This window comes from Acinetobacter sp. P37 (assembly GCF_057480965.1).
The window spans coordinates 41,477-62,067 of sequence record NZ_JBLIYY010000015.1 but is presented as its reverse complement, the minus strand read 5'-3'; the positions used below and the strand labels follow the sequence as shown (position 1 = coordinate 62,067).

The 20,591-nt window shown below is 40.1% G+C and carries 21 protein-coding genes; 12 read left to right on the top strand and 9 right to left on the bottom strand.

The annotated features are described in order from the left end of the window. Nucleotides 1-28: 28 nt before the first annotated feature. Nucleotides 29-1,030 (top strand): adenosine deaminase, encoded by a 1,002-nt coding sequence (locus tag AC25JC_RS13450; RefSeq protein ID WP_180115323.1) that lies wholly within the window; start codon nt 29-31, stop codon nt 1,028-1,030. Between the two features lie 56 nt (nt 1,031-1,086). Continuing rightward, nucleotides 1,087-1,461, top strand: a complete 375-nt coding sequence (locus AC25JC_RS13445; RefSeq protein WP_111885321.1) for a hypothetical protein — start codon at nt 1,087-1,089, stop codon at nt 1,459-1,461. 49 nt (nt 1,462-1,510) lie between these two features. On the opposite strand, the gene AC25JC_RS13440 is transcribed toward AC25JC_RS13445, so the two are convergent. After that, nucleotides 1,511-2,071, bottom strand: a complete 561-nt coding sequence (locus tag AC25JC_RS13440; protein ID WP_180115322.1) for a cytochrome b — start codon at nt 2,069-2,071, stop codon at nt 1,511-1,513. A 212-nt stretch (nt 2,072-2,283) separates the two neighbouring features. Between AC25JC_RS13440 and AC25JC_RS13435 the strand changes: the two genes are divergently transcribed. After that, nucleotides 2,284-2,673, top strand: a complete 390-nt coding sequence (locus tag AC25JC_RS13435) for a hypothetical protein (protein ID WP_078189082.1) — start codon at nt 2,284-2,286, stop codon at nt 2,671-2,673. A gap of 93 nt (nt 2,674-2,766) precedes the next feature. Beyond that, the gene (gene rnhB / locus AC25JC_RS13430; protein ID WP_180115320.1) at nt 2,767-3,333 is read left to right on the top strand and encodes a ribonuclease HII; all 567 of its coding nucleotides are present in this window, start codon (nt 2,767-2,769) and stop codon (nt 3,331-3,333) included. Between the two features lie 95 nt (nt 3,334-3,428). Here the strand turns inward: rnhB and csrA are convergent, their stop codons facing one another. From csrA to AC25JC_RS13410, 4 genes are all read right to left on the bottom strand, one after another. After that, nucleotides 3,429-3,683, bottom strand: coding sequence for a carbon storage regulator CsrA (gene csrA / locus AC25JC_RS13425; protein ID WP_078189080.1), 255 nt, complete (start codon nt 3,681-3,683; stop codon nt 3,429-3,431). A gap of 248 nt (nt 3,684-3,931) precedes the next feature. Further along, nucleotides 3,932-5,212: an aspartate kinase gene (locus tag AC25JC_RS13420; protein ID WP_078194395.1), complete on the bottom strand. Its 1,281-nt coding sequence runs from the start codon at nt 5,210-5,212 to the stop codon at nt 3,932-3,934. Nucleotides 5,213-5,558: 346 nt separating this feature from the next. Continuing rightward, nucleotides 5,559-8,252, bottom strand: a complete 2,694-nt coding sequence (alaS, locus tag AC25JC_RS13415) for an alanine--tRNA ligase (RefSeq protein ID WP_171263822.1) — start codon at nt 8,250-8,252, stop codon at nt 5,559-5,561. Between the two features lie 314 nt (nt 8,253-8,566). Beyond that, nucleotides 8,567-9,382 carry a hypothetical protein gene (locus AC25JC_RS13410; protein WP_180115319.1) on the bottom strand — a complete coding sequence of 272 codons (816 nt, stop codon included), beginning with the start codon at nt 9,380-9,382 and terminating at the stop codon, nt 8,567-8,569. Nucleotides 9,383-9,557: 175 nt separating this feature from the next. Here AC25JC_RS13410 and AC25JC_RS13405 point away from each other — a divergent pair, with 175 nt between their 5' ends. Together AC25JC_RS13405 and AC25JC_RS13400 are read left to right on the top strand one after the other, a co-directional pair. Further along, a complete protein-coding gene (locus AC25JC_RS13405; protein WP_180023959.1) occupies nt 9,558-10,586 on the top strand; it encodes a type I glyceraldehyde-3-phosphate dehydrogenase in 1,029 nt (342 codons plus the stop codon). Nucleotides 10,587-10,785: 199 nt separating this feature from the next. After that, a complete protein-coding gene (locus AC25JC_RS13400; protein WP_078189224.1) occupies nt 10,786-11,088 on the top strand; it encodes a hypothetical protein in 303 nt (100 codons plus the stop codon). A 163-nt stretch (nt 11,089-11,251) separates the two neighbouring features. Here AC25JC_RS13400 and AC25JC_RS13395 read toward each other — a convergent pair whose 3' ends face one another. Both AC25JC_RS13395 and AC25JC_RS13390 read right to left on the bottom strand, forming a co-directional pair. Further along, nucleotides 11,252-11,551 carry an AzlD family protein gene (locus AC25JC_RS13395; RefSeq protein ID WP_486924228.1) on the bottom strand — a complete coding sequence of 100 codons (300 nt, stop codon included), beginning with the start codon at nt 11,549-11,551 and terminating at the stop codon, nt 11,252-11,254. Then, a complete protein-coding gene (locus AC25JC_RS13390; protein ID WP_486924227.1) occupies nt 11,548-12,294 on the bottom strand; it encodes an AzlC family ABC transporter permease in 747 nt (248 codons plus the stop codon). Before AC25JC_RS13390 ends, AC25JC_RS13395 begins: the two co-directional genes overlap by 4 nt. A 142-nt stretch (nt 12,295-12,436) precedes the next feature. Between AC25JC_RS13390 and AC25JC_RS13385 the strand changes: the two genes are divergently transcribed. The 6 genes from AC25JC_RS13385 (at nt 12,437) to AC25JC_RS13360 (ending at nt 18,428) form a co-directional block, all read left to right on the top strand. After that, entirely contained in the window at nt 12,437-12,892 is a 456-nt protein-coding gene (locus tag AC25JC_RS13385; RefSeq protein WP_078194390.1) for an Lrp/AsnC family transcriptional regulator, read from the top strand. Between the two features lie 321 nt (nt 12,893-13,213). After that, on the top strand, nt 13,214-14,380 hold the full coding sequence (locus tag AC25JC_RS13380) for an ATP phosphoribosyltransferase regulatory subunit (protein WP_180115318.1): 1,167 nt from the start codon (nt 13,214-13,216) through the stop codon (nt 14,378-14,380). A gap of 66 nt (nt 14,381-14,446) precedes the next feature. Next, nucleotides 14,447-15,766 (top strand): adenylosuccinate synthase, encoded by a 1,320-nt coding sequence (locus AC25JC_RS13375; protein ID WP_486924226.1) that lies wholly within the window; start codon nt 14,447-14,449, stop codon nt 15,764-15,766. Nucleotides 15,767-16,326: 560 nt separating this feature from the next. Further along, nucleotides 16,327-17,130, top strand: coding sequence for a M48 family metallopeptidase (locus AC25JC_RS13370; RefSeq protein WP_078194387.1), 804 nt, complete (start codon nt 16,327-16,329; stop codon nt 17,128-17,130). 97 nt (nt 17,131-17,227) lie between these two features. Continuing rightward, nucleotides 17,228-17,536 (top strand): hypothetical protein, encoded by a 309-nt coding sequence (locus tag AC25JC_RS13365; protein ID WP_078194385.1) that lies wholly within the window; start codon nt 17,228-17,230, stop codon nt 17,534-17,536. 112 nt (nt 17,537-17,648) lie between these two features. Then, the gene (locus AC25JC_RS13360; protein ID WP_111885895.1) at nt 17,649-18,428 is read left to right on the top strand and encodes a M48 family metallopeptidase; all 780 of its coding nucleotides are present in this window, start codon (nt 17,649-17,651) and stop codon (nt 18,426-18,428) included. A gap of 156 nt (nt 18,429-18,584) precedes the next feature. Here the strand turns inward: AC25JC_RS13360 and AC25JC_RS13355 are convergent, their stop codons facing one another. Continuing rightward, nucleotides 18,585-19,067: an FKBP-type peptidyl-prolyl cis-trans isomerase gene (locus AC25JC_RS13355; protein ID WP_078194383.1), complete on the bottom strand. Its 483-nt coding sequence runs from the start codon at nt 19,065-19,067 to the stop codon at nt 18,585-18,587. Between the two features lie 136 nt (nt 19,068-19,203). Continuing rightward, complete coding sequence (locus AC25JC_RS13350; RefSeq protein ID WP_486924225.1) at nt 19,204-20,505, bottom strand: NAD(P)/FAD-dependent oxidoreductase; 1,302 nt, start codon at nt 20,503-20,505, stop codon at nt 19,204-19,206. Nucleotides 20,506-20,591 lie beyond the last annotated feature (86 nt).

The following is a 20,591-nucleotide window of genomic DNA, read 5'->3' as shown; positions in this document are numbered from 1 at the left end:
CCCTTTTTTATTTTTATGAGGATAAAAGATGGATCAACTTGAGCTGATTCGCGCTTTGCCAAAAGCAGAGCTACATGTGCATATTGAAGGGACATTTGAGCCTGAACTCATGTTTGCAATTGCCCAACGCAACAATATTGCAATTCCTTATCAGTCAGTCAAAGAATTAAAAGAAGCGTATAACTTTCATAATTTACAGTCTTTTTTAGACATTTATTATGCAGGTGCAAATGTACTGATTCATGAGCAAGATTTTTATGATTTAGCATGGGCATATTTAGAAAAATGTGCAGAAGATCATGTGGTTCATACTGAAATGTTCTTCGACCCACAAACTCATACAGATCGTGGCGTTGCTTTTGAAACTGTTTTGAATGGCTTACAACGCGCTTGTAATGATGCCAAAGTAAAACTGGGCATTAGCTCACATCTGATTATGTGTTTCTTACGTCATTTATCTGAAGATGCAGCATTTTCAACTCTAGAACAGGCTTTGCCATATAAAGATCAAATTATTGGTGTCGGTTTAGATTCGAGTGAAGTGGGGCATCCGCCATCAAAATTTGAACGTGTTTTTGCCAAAGCACGTGAAGCAGGTTTTCTTATTGTTGCGCATGCAGGGGAAGAAGGTCCAGCAGAATACGTATGGGAAGCCTTGGATCTACTGAAAGTAAATCGTGTTGACCATGGTGTACGTTCAGAAGAAGATCCTGTCTTAATGCAGCGTTTAATTGCAGAGAAAATGCCATTAACAGTTTGCCCGCTGAGTAATTTAAAACTTTGTGTTGTGAATGATATGGCTGATCATAATATTCGCCGACTATTGCAACAAGGTGTGCATGTGACCGTCAATTCAGATGATCCATCTTATTTTGGTGGCTATATGAATGATAACTTTATTGCGATCACCAAAGCACTTGATTTAAGCAATGCAGAGTTAAAGCAACTGGCAATTAACTCTTTTGAAGCATCATTTATTTCAGATGCGGAAAAACAAACTTGGATTAAAAAGATTGAAGCGTTGAATTAATAATCAGCGTATAATCTCAGGCAGTGAATATTCACTGCCTTTTTTATGTTTAAATCATGCTTTTCTCTCATTCAAATCGCTCTATATTTGCCTCATCGATTACATTTTTAGCCGCAGTATTGATTTCATCCGCTGCTAGTGCAGATAAATCAAGTTTAAGTCAGCGTATGCTAAAGCCCGTGATTGAATATCAATGCTCGCAAGAGTTAAATAGTTCTAAAATTTGGAAAGGTGCTGCGTTGTTTATGAGTGCTCAACAGAAAAAAGACAATCAAGCTGCGATTTGTCAGTGCGTGAGTGAGCATGCTATGGATGATATCGGTGCGAAAGATCTGATGACTGCTGCAGTGAATGAAACTGAAAAGAATAAACTGATTTCTAAAGCTGTTTTGAATAGTATGCGCGGTTGTGCTCAGCAAGTACTGAATTAAAAGATAATGCTTAAAATAAAAGCCACATGATGTGGCTTTTATTTTGTCTCTATTTAAGTTTTGGTTGTTGTGTCATGCTTTTGAGCACATGGTCTTTATCTATAAAATGATGTTTCAGCGCTGCCAAAATATGACCCACTAAGAGAAAGCCTGCTGCCCAAGAAATCCAAATATGTAATGGTTTCACGATGGCTAATAATTCAGAATTATCTTGTACCAAGCGTGGTATTTCAAACAAATACAATACGGGAGCAGGGTGACCTGCACTCCAACTGAATAAGCAACCTGTGATCGGCAAAGCCAGTAGTACAAAATACAGTGCTAAATGACCCAAATGTGCCAAGGTTTTCATGCCGGAGGACATGTTGTCAGGTAAATCTGGAGCGGGGTGGGTATAGCGCCAAAAGATTCGTATCACCACCAGAAAAATAATCGTAGTAGCAATATTTTTATGGAGGGTAATGACTTGCCCTTTAAAGCTGCCATCGACGTCATAACTCAGAAAATTACCACTATAAAAGCCAATTAACCATGCCACGATGAATATGATCGCCATCAGCCAATGTAAGACCTGAGCTGTTCGAGTGTAGTATTGTGTGTTATTGCTCATGTTGATTATTTAAGCGTCTAATCTTATGCAGATTCTAATACAGACCACAAAAATATGCGTCGTTTAAAATCGGGACACTGTGTTGTGAATATGCAACACAGGCTTTGATGATTAACTACACAACTACCGAATTTATTTTAAATAGTCATATCAGATGGTGTGTGATTTGGGGCACAATATGCGCGTTAATTAACAGAACAAAGGAAATATTCGTGAAAAAATTAGTTGCTGTTCTAGCGCCATTAGCGCTTGTACTTTCTGCATGTGCTGCGACTGGTACAACAGGTACAAGTACATCTACAGGTACAACTTCAGCAAACAGCTTGGCAATGATGGCTGTTAAAGTAGGTGTTCAAGCAAAATGCGTGACTGAGCTAAATAACAACAGCTACTGGAAAACAGGTTCAAAACTATTAACAGAAACTCAAAAATCTGAACTACAAACTGAAGTGTGTTCATGTGTAGGCGAGAAAGCGACAACTAGCGTGACTGCAACGGATTTGGTTGTAGCAGCAATGGATAAAACTTCACAAGCAAATCTTGCGGCTAAAATTGTGACAAATACTTTAAATGCTTGCGTGATCGAAACATTTAAAAACTAAGATTTAGAACAATTTATACGACCCAGACATTGGTATTGCTGAGTATTAGCAAATTCAAATTAAGGGTCGTATTTTATTTTGAGTGAGAGATATATGAAAATTGCTGGTGCAGATGAAGCGGGTCGCGGTCCATTGGTGGGTTCGGTTGTTGCGGCAGCTGTCATTTTAGATCCAAATAACCCGATTGAAGGTTTAAACGATTCTAAAAAGCTCACTGAAAAAAAACGTGAAAAGTTATTTATTGAGATTCAAGAAAAAGCCTTGGCTTGGGCGATTGCTGAAAGTTCCGCACAAGAAATTGATGAGATCAATATTTTGCAAGCATCATTACTTGCAATGCGTCGTGCAGTGGAAAAACTCAATGTACAGCCAGAACACGTGTTGGTAGATGGTAATAAAGTCCCAACCGGTTTAGCGATGAGCTGTGATGCTGTCGTAGGTGGTGATGCGATTCATCCTGAAATTTCGGCTGCGAGTATTTTGGCAAAAGTGACTCGAGACCACGAAATGGTTGAACTAGATGCAAAATATCCACAGTATGGTTTTGCGAAACACAAGGGCTATCCAACCAAAGCGCACTTCGAAGCGATTGCGCAGTATGGGGTGATTGATGAACATCGCCGCAGTTTTGGCCCCGTACGTAAAGTTCTAGAAGGGTAGTAATAAAGCTTAGTTGAACGTCTATAGTAAAAGCATGTTCTAGATAAATTTAAAGCGGCCTAATGAGCCGCTTTATGATTTAAACAACTTAAATCTTAGCGATTATAGTTATTTTGGGAATAATCAGTTTCTTCAAAAGATGGCTGATATTCTTGATCAATGTTTTGGAGATGTTCGTGCATTGCGCGTTCATGTTGAATTCGTTGGTAAATTTCTTCACGATGAACAGATACTTCTTTTGGAGCATTCACGCCAATACGAACCTGATTACCTTTAACACCAAGTACAGTCACGCTAACTTGGTCTCCAATCATTAATGTTTCTCCGACACGACGAGTCAGAATCAGCATGTTTCTCTCCTTGCAAAATGCAAAACCTGCAAATGATCTGTTATGTAAAATTCATAACTTGTAAAAGCAAAAAATTTAGCAGTGCATCTGAAACAATCATTGTGACAGTCGCAAACTGAGTAAATTTTAAAATCCTCAGGTTTAATATAACAGAGCCACTATAAAAAAAACTATAGTGGCTCTGAATTTTTACGATGTTTTTCAAAATCTGTCTAACAATGACAAATTTTGACACACAGCAAGGTTAATTAAGCACGTGCGCTTGATTCACCTGTTTCACGGTCTAGACCGAATGCAGTGTGTAGAGCACGTACAGCAAGCTCTAAGTATTTCTCATCAATAATCACTGAAATTTTGATTTCAGAAGTCGAAATCATCAAAATATTAATGCCTTCTTTTGCAAGAGCAGTAAACATTTTGCTTGCAACACCTGCGTGTGAGCGCATACCAACACCAACAATCGATACTTTAACGATGTCTGCGCGAGTTGCAACTTCACGTGCACCAATTTCTTGTGCAGTCGCTTCAAGAATGGCTTTCGCTTTTGATAATTCACTACGGTTAACTGTAAATGTGAAATCAGTTGTGCCGTCTTCTTCAACGTTTTGGATAATCATATCCACTTCAACATTGGCATCACCAATTGGTGAAAGGATGTTTGAAGCGATACCTGGTTTATCCGGTACACCAAGAATAGTTAATTTAGCTTCATCACGGTTGAACGCGATACCTGAGATGATTGGTTGTTCCATGTTGTCTTCCGCTTCAGTGGTGATTAGTGTCCCGACGTTTTGTTTAAAGTTTTCGTCGAATGCGCCATCATCGTCATTATCAAAACTTGATAATACGCGTAAAGGCACTTGGTATTTACCGGCAAATTCTACAGAACGAATTTGAAGGACTTTAGAACCAAGTGATGCCATTTCAAGCATTTCTTCAAAAGAAATACGATCAACTTTTTTCGCTTTTGGAGCGACACGAGGGTCAGTGGTGTAAACACCATCAACGTCTGTGTAAATCTGACATTCATCAGCTTTAAGTGCGGCGGCCAATGCAACACCCGAAGTGTCAGAACCACCACGACCTAGAGTCGTAGTGTTACCTTCGGCATCAAAGCCTTGGAAACCTGCCACTACAATGACACGTCCAGCGTCAAGGTTTGAAGTCAATACATCCGTATCAATCGCTTCAATACGCGCCTTGGTAAATGCGCTGTCAGTTTTAATACCGACTTGACGGCCTGTAAGTGATTTAGCTTCAACACCAATAGAGTTAAGTGCCATTGCTAACATAGAAATCGTTACCTGTTCACCCGTAGACACCATTTGGTCTAATTCGCGTGGATCAGGGGTTTCGGTAATGGCTTTCGCTAAAGCAAGTAGACGATTGGTTTCGCCACTCATTGCAGATACAACAACCACAACTTTGTGACCGTGATCATGCCAACGCTTTACACGACGAGCAACATTTAAAATGCGCTCTGGAGTACCCATTGAGGTACCGCCATATTTTTGAACGATTAATGCCATAACTATCCTTACCAAGTAAATAAGTCTAAAGACTTAAAGCACTTACACATATTTTAAGACCGCACTTCGGCGCGATTTTAATATACCACGTAGCTTATGAACTCCAAGGTAGGAGGAGTTCAAATAGATACTTTGTGTCTGCAGGGGATTCACATGAACCCAGCCTTTTAGACTCCATTTTCATCATTTAGCCAGAGGTTGAATATTGGTTTCAACATGATGATTGAGTTTGCGCTTTCACGCATCAACAGTGTTTAAGCAGGATCCAGCATTAAAAAACACACTGCTTAAACCTGTTGATTTGCTCAAAGGAGGTGAGTCACTTTGAGCTATAGGACTTTTGGTCTTATTTTGCAGCTAACCATGCAACGAGGTCAGTCATTACCGCTTCAAGTTTGTCGCTATAAGGCGCACCACCTTGAGCCATATCAGGTTTACCACCACCTTTACCGCCAAGTTCTTGACCAAGGTGTTTGATGATGTCACCTGCTTTTACAGCAGCAGTGTATTCTTTAGCAACCGAAGCAATGAGGCTCACTTTGTCGGCATCAACCGCTGCGATCACGATCACAGCATTGTCTAACTTAGATTTCACACCGTCGTGCAAGTTGCGAAGTGATTTCGCATCTACACCTTGAACCGTGGTGATTAATGTTTTACGGCCAGCAATCTCTTGAACTTGACTCAATAACTCAGCGGCTTGGAAGCTTGCCAATTTTTGGTTCAATTGTTCAATTTGTTTTTGCAAGCTAGATGCTGTGTGAGACAAAGCTTCAACTTTTTCTAAAGTTTGATCTTTTTGCGCTTTCAGCAAATCGTTGATTGCATGAATGTCACGATCTGCTTTTTGCGCAGCTTCAACTGCCTTAGTACCCGTAACGGCTTCAATACGACGTACGCCTGCAGCAACACCGCCTTCAGATGTAATCTTGAATAGGCCGATGTCACCTGTGCGTTTTACGTGAATACCACCACAAAGTTCGATAGAGAAGTTTTTCTCATCTTTGGTTGTACCCATTGAAAGTACACGTACTTCGTCACCGTATTTCTCACCGAACAACATCATTGCGCCTTTTTCTTTGGCCGCATCGATGTCTAAAAGTTCAGTTGAAACAGCAGTATTGGCAATCACTTCGGCATTGACAATGCGTTCAATTTCTTGAAGCTGTTCAAATGAAACAGGTTGGTCATTGGCAAAGTCAAAACGTAAAAGTTCGCTTGCAACCAATGAACCTTTTTGCTGTACGTGCGTACCTAAAACTTGGCGAAGTGCTGCATGTAATAGGTGAGTTGCAGAGTGGTTGCGTGAAGTTGCTTCACGGATATCCGCTTTAACAATAGCCTCAACTGCTTGAGCTGCTTTTAAGTTACCCATGGTCACGATGCCTTGGTGTACAAAAGCGCCGCCTGATTTTTTGGTGTCTTGAACTTCAAAAATACCAGTTTCGTTTTTGAAGATACCTGTATCGCCAACTTGACCGCCACTTTCTGCATAGAAAGGAGTTTGGTTTAGAACGATCAGCGCTTCGTCACCTTCAAAAACTTCATCAACTTGTTCGCCATCTTTGTAGATTGCAACAATTTGACCTTGGCCTTGAGTCGCGTCATAGCCGTCAAATTGAGTCTCGCCTTCAACTTTGACAATTGAGTTGTAGTCGATAGCAAATTTACCAGCATCACGCGCACGTTGACGTTGAGCCGCCATTTCGACTTCGAAACCAGCTTCGTCAATGGTGAGATCACGTTCACGTGCAATGTCTGCTGTTAAGTCAGTCGGGAAGCCGTAAGTATCGTAAAGTTTAAATACAGTTTCGCCTGGAATCACTGAACCTTTAAGTTGAGCCAATTCGCTTTCAAGCAATTTCAAACCTTGCTCTAAAGTTTTTGCGAATTGTTCTTCTTCTTTCAAAAGCTGTGCTTCGATACGTGCCTGGTTAGCAGCAAGTTCAGGATAAGCAGCACCCATCACTTCGATTAACGGCTGCAACATTTTGTAGAAGAATGAACCAGTCGCACCCAATTTGTTACCATGACGTACTGCACGACGGATAATACGGCGAAGTACATAGCCACGGCCTTCGTTAGACGGGTTAACACCGTCTGCAATCAGGAAGCAGCAAGAACGTGCATGGTCAGCCACAACTTTAAGTGAAGCAGGGTATTCAACTGGTTTGTTTTCTGCTTGCGCTTTTGCTTCAAGTTCAGTGGTATCTAAACCAATAATTTCAGCAGCAGCTTTAAGTAGGTTTTGGAATAGATCAATTTCGTAGTTTGAGTTTACATGCTGTAAAACTGCAGAAATACGCTCAAGGCCCATACCTGTATCTACAGAAGGTGCAGGAAGGGCATGCAGTACGCCATCAGCAGTACGGTTGAACTGCATGAATACGTTGTTCCAAATTTCGATGAAACGATCGCCATCTTCTTCAGGAGTGCCCGGTAAGCCACCCCAAATATGGTCGCCATGGTCAAAGAAGATTTCAGAACATGGACCGCATGGACCTGTATCACCCATTGCCCAGAAGTTATCTGAAGCGTATTTTTCGCCTTTGTTGTCACCTATACGGATAATTCGTGAAGCGTCTAGACCAATTTCTTTGTTCCAGATATCAAATGCTTCGTCATCTGTATGGTAAACAGTGGCATAAAGTTTATCTTTTGGTAGACCTAACCATTTTTCGTTGGTTAAGAAATCCCAAGCAAATGTGATGGCATCACGTTTGAAGTAGTCACCAAATGAGAAGTTACCCAACATTTCAAAGAATGTGTGGTGACGTGCTGTATAACCAACGTTGTCTAAGTCGTTGTGTTTACCACCGGCACGGACACATTTTTGTGAAGAAGTTGCACGAACGTAGTCACGTTTTTCAAGACCAAGGAAGCAGTCTTTAAACTGGTTCATACCAGCATTTGTGAACAATAGTGTTGGGTCGTTGGCAGGTACCAGAGAACTCGACGCGACACGTGTATGCCCTTGCGATTCAAAGTAGCTTAAAAAAGCTTCGCGAATTTCAGCTGATGTCATAAAACGAGTACTCACAACCAAGTCTCTCCTAATTTCGATTTGGTAATAGCATATCAAGCAAGTCTTACAAAATTTTAAAGCTGGCTTGAGATGCTGACATAAAATTTAAAAACGCTAAATTATAACGGAAAAAGGTGTAGTGACCAATGATTTTCAATGAACTATATGACTTTTTATATAATTCATTTGAATTGATTCATTTTCATTATGGTTGTGAAAATTTTGGCAGTTTTTACTCAATGGTACTTTGGTTTATTTTTAAATTTAAGATGAAATTTTACTTAAATCCTAAACGCATTTTCAAATTTTAAAGGCGTGAATTAATCAGCTTATAAGTCAGGATCTGTCTTTTTTATGTGTTGAATGGGGTATTCCTTGCCATCAAATTTGAGCTGATAACGACCTTGGTCATGTTCAGCGGACGCTTTGCAGTTTTTGTGATTGTAATGGCTGCTAATGCTCGACTCTTTGATTAAGAAAATAGGGAAGCCCTTATGGGTTTGATTGCTGATGTGCAAGGTGCGCTTTAATTCTTCAGTATTCCAGTCATCACAAGCACTTTGTGTACTGCTGTTGTAGTTGGTCATTAGTCCATTTAAGACAGCTAAAATTTTTGAATCAGTTTGAATGGCATAAAGGTAAAGCAATCGTCTTGATGAATGAATACCGCCTATGTGCGATTGTTTTAAAGCAATACCCACCAAGTCCTGATCTTTTGCATAGGGGGTGAGATCAAATTGAACATTATCTAAACGTGTCGTAGGCACAATGCCTTTAGGTGACTTAAATACTTTTAGTACTTGAAATGTGCCTTTATCTATAAGATAAAGCTTTAGATCATAATTGCCCGCATTGTCCTGAATCACGTCAGTCGCATTACTAGAAAGGGCTAATAATCGACGACTATGCTGAAGTTGAATGCAGTCCTGAAATACAGGTTCATTGGCATTGGAGGAATTATTGTCTGAGAATAGGCGTTGTAATTTTTGTATCTCCGCTGATGAACAGTGTTGATATATTTGCGCTGTAGTCTCGGTTGAACCTAATAAAAATATCAAAAATATTGAGATGGAAGCGTAAAAGAGCTTTGTAGGTTTAAGCTTTTGCCAGAACAAATAAAATGGTTGTAGTGTTTGCTTCATCATTGTGATTTATGGTCTATAGAATATTTTTCTTCATTATAAAGTCGAAAAGCTATTTTGAATATTTTCACTCAACACCCATTTTAATAAGTATTAAGAGAATTAATGATTACGAATTATTGTTGAAATCCTTTAATATATAAGCGCTTTATAACTGTTTCAAAATGAAGGGTAAGTCATGCAGCGAGTGGCAATTAATGGATTTGGTCGAATCGGACGCAATGTATTACGCGCTTGGTTTGAAAATCCAAAAGAATTTCATTATGAAATTGTTGCCATAAATGATGTCGCTGATGTGGAAACCATGGTGCATTTGTTTAAATATGACACCACGCATGGTCGTTTTGCAGGCCAAGTCGAAATTCTTGAACAAGATGGCGCTATTTTTCTAGACATCTCTTGTGCCCAAGCACATCTCAAAGTGCAAGTTTTAAATGAAGCACAGCCGAGTCTTTTGCCTTGGCAGCAACTGAATGTCGATGTGGTACTTGAATGCACAGGTTTATTTAGATCGCGAGAGGCAGCCACACAACATATTGGTGCAGGTGCCAAACGTGTGATTATTGGTGCGGCGCCGTTTGACAGTGTTGATGCTGCGATTGTGTATGGTGTTAATCATCATGAAGTCAAAGCGACGGATCAAATTATTTCGAGTGTGTCGTGTACCACGCAGGCTTTGGTGCCTTTAGTCAAAATTATTGATGATGCCTTTGGTATAGACACAGCACTCATGACAGAAATTCATGCTGTGACTGCGGATCAGTCTGTATTGGATCATGCACATCGTGATTTACGTCGTGCGCGAGCTTCGGGTCAAAATATTATTCCAACGACGTCTTCAGCTCTAGGGGCATTGAAACGGGTCATGCCGAAAATGGAAGATCGAATCGATGGCTATTCGATTCGTGTACCGACTATCAATGTTGCTGCAATCGATTTAAGTTTTGTGTCCCAATCGCTTATCACCAAGCATGAGTTAAATGCAGTGTTAAGCAAAGCTGCACGTTTTGATTATCATGAAATTATGTCAGTAACCGATGAACCTTTGGTCTCAAGTGATTTTAATCATTCACCTTATTCATTGATTGTCGATTTGAATCAAACCATGGTGGTAGGAAAACAAGCAAAAGTTTTCGCATGGTATGACAATGAATGGGGTTATGCGAACCGCTTGCTCGATTTATGTGAAAGTTTTCATTCTCTATAAAAATTCAAACTTATCCAATATAGAAAACATCTACTAGCTTGTAGGTGTTTTTTATTTTCTAAAATTAGATGAAAAATCATGCTTAATGACCTACATATGGCTTGAAAATATTGAAAAACTTTAAAAAATATTCAAGCACAGCCGATTTATTGTTTAAGATGAAAGTCAAAGAAATATATAAAGAGTATTGAGCATGATGTTGATGTTACTTTGGGGATTTATTTTATTATTGGCGCTGGCGGTTATTTTTTTAATTTGGCTACAGTTTAATCGTGACGTATCGCAATCTACCGCGCATGAAACCTTGCCACTCGAGGAAAAAGTGGTGCATCTAGAAGCGAACTTGAAAAAGACCTTGGAAATTATGCAAGATCTTGCAAAGAAAATGCATATCCAGCAAGAAGTTTTAGATCAGACCACACATAAATTACAGCAAGTTGAATTGCAAAATGCAGAGTTGGTGAACCTTTTGGCAAAAGTGGTCAAGACAGACCAAAGCTAATCAAAAAAATACAAAAGACTGCCCATACCTCGATATTTACTGAATGCATGTGATCTCAAGGTATAGGTATTTTTTATCCAATAAGATGATTCCTAATATTCATCATCATTGGGTTTAAATCGTAGTTCTTTCGTTATTCAAAACATGATCGCGTATTACTTAGTTAAATCAAAATTTGTCTTAATACTGCTGCTGAAAGCATGCTAATCACAACGGTAGGCAATAACGAAAAACGTGATGCTGCAAATAGGGTAATGGCTATCGCAATCAGATCGGCAGGATTATCTTTGACAAAATAGGGCGCAATCACTGATATCAACACACAGCCGGGGACAACTTCCATAATTTGACGTTGTTTGTTGGTGAGACTACGGTTTTTCAGTAACATATAACCCAAGATGCGGGTCAGGTAAGTGGTTAAGGCTATAAATAGAATCGCGATCAGGGTGCTAGTGTGGATCATGCATCATCTCCAATTAGGAAAAATGCAGAAGCAATGCCAGTAACTGCGCCAATCGGAACATACCAGCCCGCAGGGAGATACAAGTAAGCCAAAGATGCGGCAATCAAACTGACCAGCCATGGACGCGCCGCTTTAAAGCCTTTCCACATGCCACGCAGTAAAACAAGAAATACAGCAGGGAAGGCCATATCAAAACCAAGTCGACTAATATCGCCAAGTATCGGCCCGATCATTGCCCCTAGCGTGGTAAAGCCAACCCACATCAAATATAGAGCACAGCATAAGCCTGCATAGAACATCAAACTAAAGGCGCGCTGAATTCCCAAAACATTAGATTTTTTTTGCGCATCAGCCAAACCCACAGCCCAACTTTCATCGCACATAAAAAATAAAGCGGTATAAACCTTACGATTCGGTAGATGTCGTAAATACGGGACAAGGCTCGCCCCCATTAATAGGTGCCGACTATTCACTAAAAACGTAATAAACATCAGCATGAGAATATTAGGGGGATTGGTCCAAACTTCCAAAATGGCAAATTCAGATCCACCGGCAAAGTTAAGGCCAGTCAAAAGCGGAACTTCTAAACTAGAAAATCCTTTATGTGTTGCCTGAGCACCCAAAACTAATGCAAAAGGAATAATACCCAGCAGCATTGGAATAGATGTTTTTAGACCTCGTTTAAACTCCATAGAATGCTGTGAATGGGTGTGATTGAGTGTACTTTGTCTAAACATCAACATGACGTTTTCCATGAAGCGAGATCGAAAGCAATATTTTATGAATATCTGAGCGGCATTTGGCAGCTATTTTAGGAAAGGTTGCTTTTATTGTGCAATGAAATTGCTAAAATATAGATTATTGTGAAATTTAGTGCCTTTATTGATGGATCAGATAGATAAACGCATTTTGCAAGCATTACAGCAAAATGGAAAACTACAAAATAATGAATTGGCCCAACTAGTTGGTTTATCACCTTCGCCGTGTTTGAGACGGGTTAGGCAACTAGAAGATGAAGGCTATATTGAGAAATATGTGGCTTTACTGAATCAGTCAAAATTGAATTTAAGTTTAACGGTATTTGCGCGGATTTGGCTAAAAGGTCAAGATGCAAAAACCGTGAATGATTTTGTCGCAGCGATTCAAACGATGCCTGAGGTGGTTGAATGTCAACTCATGGCAGGGGATTGTGACTTTTTCTTACGTATCGTCGTGGCAGATTTAGAAGCCTATCGAAAGTTTCAGATTCATCATTTAACGCAGATTGCCAGTGTGCAAAATGTAAAAACAGAGATACCGTTACAGGCCGTTAAACAAACTACAGCGCTTCCATTGGATTGATGTTCGTGTCTTAAATTAAGTTATTGAGCCTGATCATATTTATAACTTTGTTTAAAACTTCATCTATAGAAAGCAGGGTGCTGATTATTTTTTATCAAATGGTTAAAAAAATAACGTTCACAGGATTTTAAAATCTAAGCATAAACATGTATTTAGTTGTAAAAGTTAAAGCTGTAAATGAAGTAATGAATGCTGAAGCATCTTTTATGAAAAAGTCGTGTGCAAGCGTAAAACTATCGTGCTAAACTAGGAGAAATCGGGTGTGCTCCCGATTTTTTTATGCGGATTTGTTCCGCGCTGACAAGAATTTAGGTTTACAACATGCCCATTTCAGAGACATGGTTATTACCTGATGGTGTAGCTGATGTACTGCCAGAACAGGCGCAAGTGATTGAATCTTTGCGTCGTGAAGCATTAGATTTCCTCGCATCTCGAGGTTATCAGTTGGTGTACACGCCATTCATTGAATACATCGAATCTCTATCTTCTCTTTCAGAATCGAATCAAGATTTAGACTTAGCCACTTTTAAAGTGATCGACCAACTTTCAGGTCGTTTGCTTGGTGTGCGTGCCGATATGACACCACAAGTGGCTCGTATTGATGCGCATGTACATCCTGTCGAAGGTGTGGCTCGTTATTGCTACGCTGGTACAGTACTACATACTAAGCCACAGGGTTTTAATACCACACGTGCACCTTTACAGTTAGGTGCAGAATTATTTGGTTCAGACAGCATTGATGCTGACGTTGAACTGATTGATGTCATGATCAACTTGCTTGCTAAAGCAGGTCATGCAGATGGTATCCATCTTGATTTAGGGCATGTCGGTTTATTCCGCAGCATGGTGAAACAAGCTGGCTTGAGCAAAGCAGTTGAACGTCAGTTATCTGACTTGTATCAACGTAAAGCACTACCTGAACTTGCTGAATTCACACAAAGCATTCCAAATGGTGATGACTTCTATACATTAGGTCGTTTTGCAAGTGATTTAGATGCGTTACAAGCAAATTTAAGTGCTGAAGTTTTAAATAACGAAGCATTTAAACTTGCATTTGATGCAGTGAAATCGACACAAGCCGCAATTCAGGTGCGTTGGCCAGAACTACATATTGGTATCGATGTTGTAGAACTTCGTTCATACCATTATCACACTGGTTTAATGTATGCCGTATATGCACCAAACCGTGCTGCGCCATTGGCTCAAGGCGGTCGCTATGACGGTATTGGTGAACACTTCGGTCGCGCGCGTCCAGCGACAGGTTTCTCTTGTGACTTATATGCATTAACTGCTGGTCAAGTTCAGAAAAGCCAAGTTTTGGTTGCGCCAAAAGGCATCGAAGCAGATTTATTAAAGGCAATTGAGGCAGCACGTACCGAAGGATTCAGTGTTGTTCAATTGTTAGGTAATGATGATTTAAGCTCAGCACCTTATGCAACGCACCAGTTGGTGAATGCAAATGGCGAGTGGACAATCAAACAAATTTAATCGCGAATGTGCCTGCGGGCACACACGTTTTTTCCAATTTTAACAGCATGATGCAATGAGGCTATTATGGGCAAGAATGTTGTGGTACTTGGTACCCAATGGGGCGACGAAGGTAAAGGTAAGATCGTCGACCTGCTCACAGATCAAGCGGCTGCGGTAGTTCGCTATCAAGGTGGACACAACGCAGGTCATACACTTGTGGTTGGTGGTAAGAAAACTGTATTACACCTCATTCCATCTGGTATTTTACGTGACAACGTATTGTGCTTAATTGGTAATGGTGTTGTTTTATCACCTGAAGCTTTAATCCATGAAATGGAAGTTTTAGAAAAAGAAGGCGTGCCTGTACGTGAACGTCTACGTATTTCTCCAAACTGCCCATTGATCCTTCCACACCATATCGCCCTTGACCAAGCACGTGAGAAAAAACGTGGCGATGCGAAAATTGGTACAACAGGTCGTGGTATCGGTCCTGCATACGAAGACAAAGTGGCTCGTCGTGCAATCCGTGTTGCTGACTTGGTTCGTGGTGGTGCTCATCTTAAAGCTCAACTAGAAGAGCTTCTTGAATACCATAACTTCCAATTGACTCAATTCTTCGGTGTTGAAGCCGTTAAAGTTGAAGATGTAATCGCTCTATGTGACGAATGGCGTAAAGTCATCGAACCTATGGTGATGGACGTGACTGGCGAACTTCATGCTTACCGTAAAGCAGGTAAGAAAATCATGTTTGAAGGCGCGCAAGGTTCACTTCTTGACGTTGATCACGGTACATACCCGTATGTTACTTCTTCAAACACAACTGCTGGTGGCGTAAGCTCTGGTTCAGGTCTTGGTCCATTGCACCTTGACTATGTATTGGGTATCACTAAAGCGTACACAACTCGTGTAGGTGCTGGTCCGTTCCCAACTGAACTTGTTTATGATGCTGCTAACGATGTTGGTGATGCAATCGGTAAACACTTGGGTACTGTAGGTTCTGAATTTGGTGCGTCTACTGGCCGTCAACGTCGTTGTGGTTGGTTCGATGCTGAAATTCTACGTCGTTCAGTAGAAGTAAACTCACTTTCTGGTATTTGCTTAACTAAACTAGACGTTCTAGATGGTTTAGAAGAAGTGAAAATCTGTGTAGGTTACGAAGCAGCTGATTCTGGTTGTGTAGGTTCTTCTGATGCGCTTGCATTTGAAACTTTAAAACCAATCTACGAAACTATGCCAGGTTGGTCAGAGTCTACTTTTGGTGCGAAATCACTAGATCAATTGCCACAAAATGCAATTAACTACGTGAAACGTTTAGAGCAATTGATTGAATGTCCAATCGACATCATTTCAACTGGTCCAGACCGTGATGAAACAATCGTATTACGTCATCCATTCGACGCATAATGTGCTGTTGAATTAAGATGTAAAAGCCTCGCGAAAGCGGGGCTTTTTTTATATAGCGAAGAACATAACTTCAAAAAACGGCATGTATTATAAACTGATAGTACTCAGTAACATCCGAAGTGCCATTTGATTCAAATAAAAGAATGATACGCGATAATTCATCCGCAAGTGTTTGAGACAGGACTACTTTTAATTAAAAATGTTTTTGCAATACTGTAAATATTTTGACACTAGTGAACGAGTTTTGTCGGTGAGGTGCATTGCACCGCAAGATGGTTTCCTTGCGAAGCACGCTTCTCATTTTGCCTAATGAGAAACATTGTTTCATGTGTGTACCTCCAGCCGAAGGCTAATCCCTGTATTTAAACCCAAGATGTAAGACTCCGTTGAATATACTTAAAAGTATTTAAAAAATGTGAAATTATTTTTACGGGGTAACATCAGATATTAAATTTAAATCATGGAAAAATAAAGATTTTGAAAAAAATAAGCATAAAAATATTGAGTCAGTCAATTTTTTGTATATATTTGACACTCTTTATAAATAACTAGAGATCATGATGAATTATAAAAAATCTTTGGCATGCTTTGCCGTAGCAGCTTCTTTATCAGGTTGTACCACGATTGCTGATCTTGCAGGTGCTGATTCTGCATCTTTGAACTTACAGGCAACACAGTCTTATAACGCAATGCTGAAAGACGCACAGACCAAACAAGTGCTCGATACCAAGTCTGCGACTTATCAAAAAGTAAACCGTGTTTTCTGGAAAATGAAACCATTTGCGGATCAGATGAATCAAACGGGTCAGGCTTTTGATTGGAAAGTTGCCGTAATCAAGTCTAAAGAAATCAATGCCTATGTTGCACCCGGCGGGAAAGTTGTTTTCTATACAGGAATCGTCGAAACCCTCAAACTCACGGATGATGAAGTCGCAGCAATCATGGGTCACGAAATGGTTCATGCTTTAGAAGAACATGCAAAAAATAAAATTGGCGCTTCAGCACTGACCAATCTTGCAGTGAGTATAGGTTCACAATACGTAGGTAATGCAGCAGGTGGCTATGGTGCAACCTTGCTTGACTTGGGGAGTCAATTTGGTGTGGGCTTGCCGTATTCACGTAATTTGGAAAGCCGCGCGGATAAAGGTGGCCTAGTGATGATGGCAAAGGCTGGATACAATCCAGAAGCGGCGATTTCATTGTGGAAAAAAATGAATGCGAATGATAACAGTGGCAACGACGCACTGAGCAAATTTATGTCTACACACCCAAGCAATAATGACCGTATTGCTGCTATGCAAAAAATGATGCCGGAAGCGCAGCAATATTATAAAAATGCGACACCATCGAGTGTACGTCGTTAATATCTGCGGTTTTCAAGACTAAAGTTGCATTTTAGTACGCTATACACTTTGTGGTGAGTTGCTAAAATGCAATTTGAATTAGGAAGAGAAGTGCAGGATGCAAAAGAATATTTCGACCACCATTTTTTATTCTTTATTATTTGCGATGGGGGGAGCACCCACTATTGCTATGATGATCATTCGTGCCCAAACTCAAGATCCACAATTAATTTATCAAGCCCTGATTGGGTTGTCGGTGATTATTGCCTGTATTCTTGTACCCATAGTTTTGATACAAAATGCTGTCCTATTTTTTAAGCGAAAAAATGTGCAGTTAGAAGAAAAAATTAAGCCATTAATGCATGTGTATTTGGGCTTGAATGTGGTTTGTTTAATCTATTGGTTGGTTCTTCAATTTTCAGCTTAAAAAAATTACATAAATACTATTATAAGTCGCTATAACTTCGTTTTAAGCTCCAAACCATAAGAATATAATATCCATAAATTCACTTATATTTTAATGGTCTGGAGTATCCTTAATGAAAAAAATAATTCTAACGAGCCTGTGTATGGCCGGTGTAATGACGATTTCGGGCTGTGCGACAGTGGCAGATATGGCAGGAGCGGATACTGCTACATTGAACGCGCAAGCAACACAAAGTTATAACAAAATGGTGGCGGATGCGCGTTCTAAAAATCAGTTAGATACTTCATCAAGTACGTATAAACGAATTAATTCAGTATTCCTCAAACTTCGCCCATTTGCAGACCAAATGAACCAAACGGGTCAAGCGTTCCAATGGCAATTGGCAGTCATGAAATCTGATCAAGTCAATGCCTTTGTAGCTCCAGGCGGTAAAGTTGTATTTTATACAGGTATCGTCAATAAACTGAATTTAACCGATGCAGAAATTGCAGCAGTTATGGGACATGAAATGGTCCATGCTCTTGAAGAGCATGCAAAAAGTAAATTGGGAGCGCAAGCCTTAACTGATCTTGCATTGAATATTGGTTTAAGTGCGGCAGGTAATAATGTCGGTCAATTGGGTACTGCGGCCGCGCAGTTGGGTAGTCAAATTGGTATAGGTCTGCCTTATTCACGTTCTTTGGAAAGCCGTGCAGACCAAGGTGGCTTAATGTTAATGGCACGTGCAGGTTATAACCCACAAGCGGCGATTACGCTTTGGGAAAAAATGAATAAGCTTGAAGGTGCGGGAGGTTCATCATTCTTATCAACGCATCCATCAAACTCACAACGTATTGAAGCGATGCGTAAAAATCTACCTGCAGCGCAGCAGATTTATAACCAACGTCGTTAATTCATAAGAATTAATTATCCGTTTTAAAAAAGCAGGCCGTGGCCTGCTTTTTTGTATTTAATAGTTTGAAAAGTTCTTATATGGCATACCTATATCAGGCGCAATAAAAAAGGCAAAGTAAAAACTTTGCCTTTTTGCACTAGAGATCAGAAGATCTTAGTGGTGGTGACCGCCTGCACCGTGTACGTGACCGTGTTCAAGTTCTTCAGCAGAAGCTTCACGGATTTCAACGATTTCAACTTCGAAAGTTAAATCTTGACCAGCAAGTGGAAAGTTCGCATCAACAACAACGTTGTCGCCTTCAACCGCTTTAACTGTCACGATTTGAACGCCGTCATCAGTTTGAGCTTGGAATTGCATACCTGGTTGGATGTTATCCACGCCTTGGAACATTTGAGCAGGAACTTCTTGAACGAGATCAGGATTGTATTCGCCATAACCTTCAGCAGCAGGTACAGTTACAGTGAATTTTTCACCAACTGTTTTGCCTAAAAGAGCTTTTTCAAGACCTGGAATGATGTTACCAGCGCCGTGCAAATATGCTAGTGGCTCACCTTGAGATTGGTCGAGAGTTTCACCCTCTGCATTAGTCAATGTGTAGTGGAAAGAAACCACAGAGTTATTTGCAATAGCAGTCATGTTATTGATCCATTCAATTTTTTAAGGGTTACATCATAAAGTGAAATTGCACTTTTGTAGACTAAATTTATCAAAAAAATGCAATTTTTAAATGCTTATGATGCTTTTTTCATTAATCGGGGCAAATCTGTAAATTTCAATGCAATTTAATTTTAGGCGCAATTTTTCGTGTAACAAAATCTTTAGCCGTTAATAGTCCTGCATGTGCGTAGCCGTAAATTGTGGCTTGATGCATACGATAAAGTGAAACGTACATTGATTTGGCAACAAAGCCTTGAACATTGACCTGACCTAAAAGTTCACCAACCGCTTTATGCTTGCTTAATGAGACTAAGGAACCTTTGTCTGAAAATACGAACATCGGGAGTTGCTGACCACGGATACGCGCCTTTAAGCAATCCACGAGAAATGACGCTTGTTGGCTAGCAACTTGAGCGCGTGGGCCGAGGACAGGCTCATCTGCACGCGGTTGGCAATGTGCACAATCACCAAACGCGAAAATATCTGGGTGTGCCTTAGTTTGTAATGTTGCATATACACTCAAACGCCCCATGCGGTCTTTTTCAAAGCCTTCAAGCTTCGAAATTACTTCTGGTGTTTTAATGCCTGCTGCCCAAACCTTCAGTTCAGCTTTAATTTTACTGCCATCATTAAAATAAACATGTTCAGCATCGACTTTTTCCACACGTTTAGAGGTTAAGACTTCAATTTTCATGCGTTTTAATTGCTGCTGAGCATGCTCGGCCATTTTTTCAGGGAGTGCAGGCAGAATCCGATCAGCACCTTCAATCAAATTGATCTGTACGCTTTGAGGATGAATTTTATTTAAACCATATTTATAAAAATTATTTTTGGCTTCAACCAATTCTGCTGAAAGTTCAACCCCCGTTGCACCTGCGCCAATAATGGCAATTTTCAACTCACGTGCTGTATTGCTATTTTGCGCATCCAAATACAACTGTAAGAGATCTTGTTGGAAGATTTCAGCTTGTTGCAGGCTGTCCAAATAGTGACAATGTTCATACACGCCCGGTGTATTAAAATCGTTGGAAACTGAGCCTAAAGCAAGAACAAGGGTATCATAACTCAGTTGCAGTTGTTCTTGAGTAGATTCATATTTACCTTGTTGGACTTTGCTAAGCTGAATGGTTTTTTCAGTAGGATGAACATTCTCAAACTTAGCCAAGACAAACTCATAATGATGCTTCGCAGCATGTGCATAGTAGTTAATTTCTTCTTCACTAACCGACATAGTCCCTGCGGCAATTTCATGTAAAAGGGGTTTCCAGACATGTGTGAGTTTCATATCTACGAGGGTAATGCGTGCTTTCTTTTTTTTCCCGAGTAAATCACCGAGTTGAGTGACCAGTTCTAAACCACCGGCACCACCACCGACAATGACAATATGGTGTAATTTGGAGTCATCAGCGTTATTCATTGAATTACCTATTTTATTATTGTTGAAAAAAAGAAGATGGCACGAGTATGCCATCTTCTTTTTTGCACGAATAACGAATTGTCTTA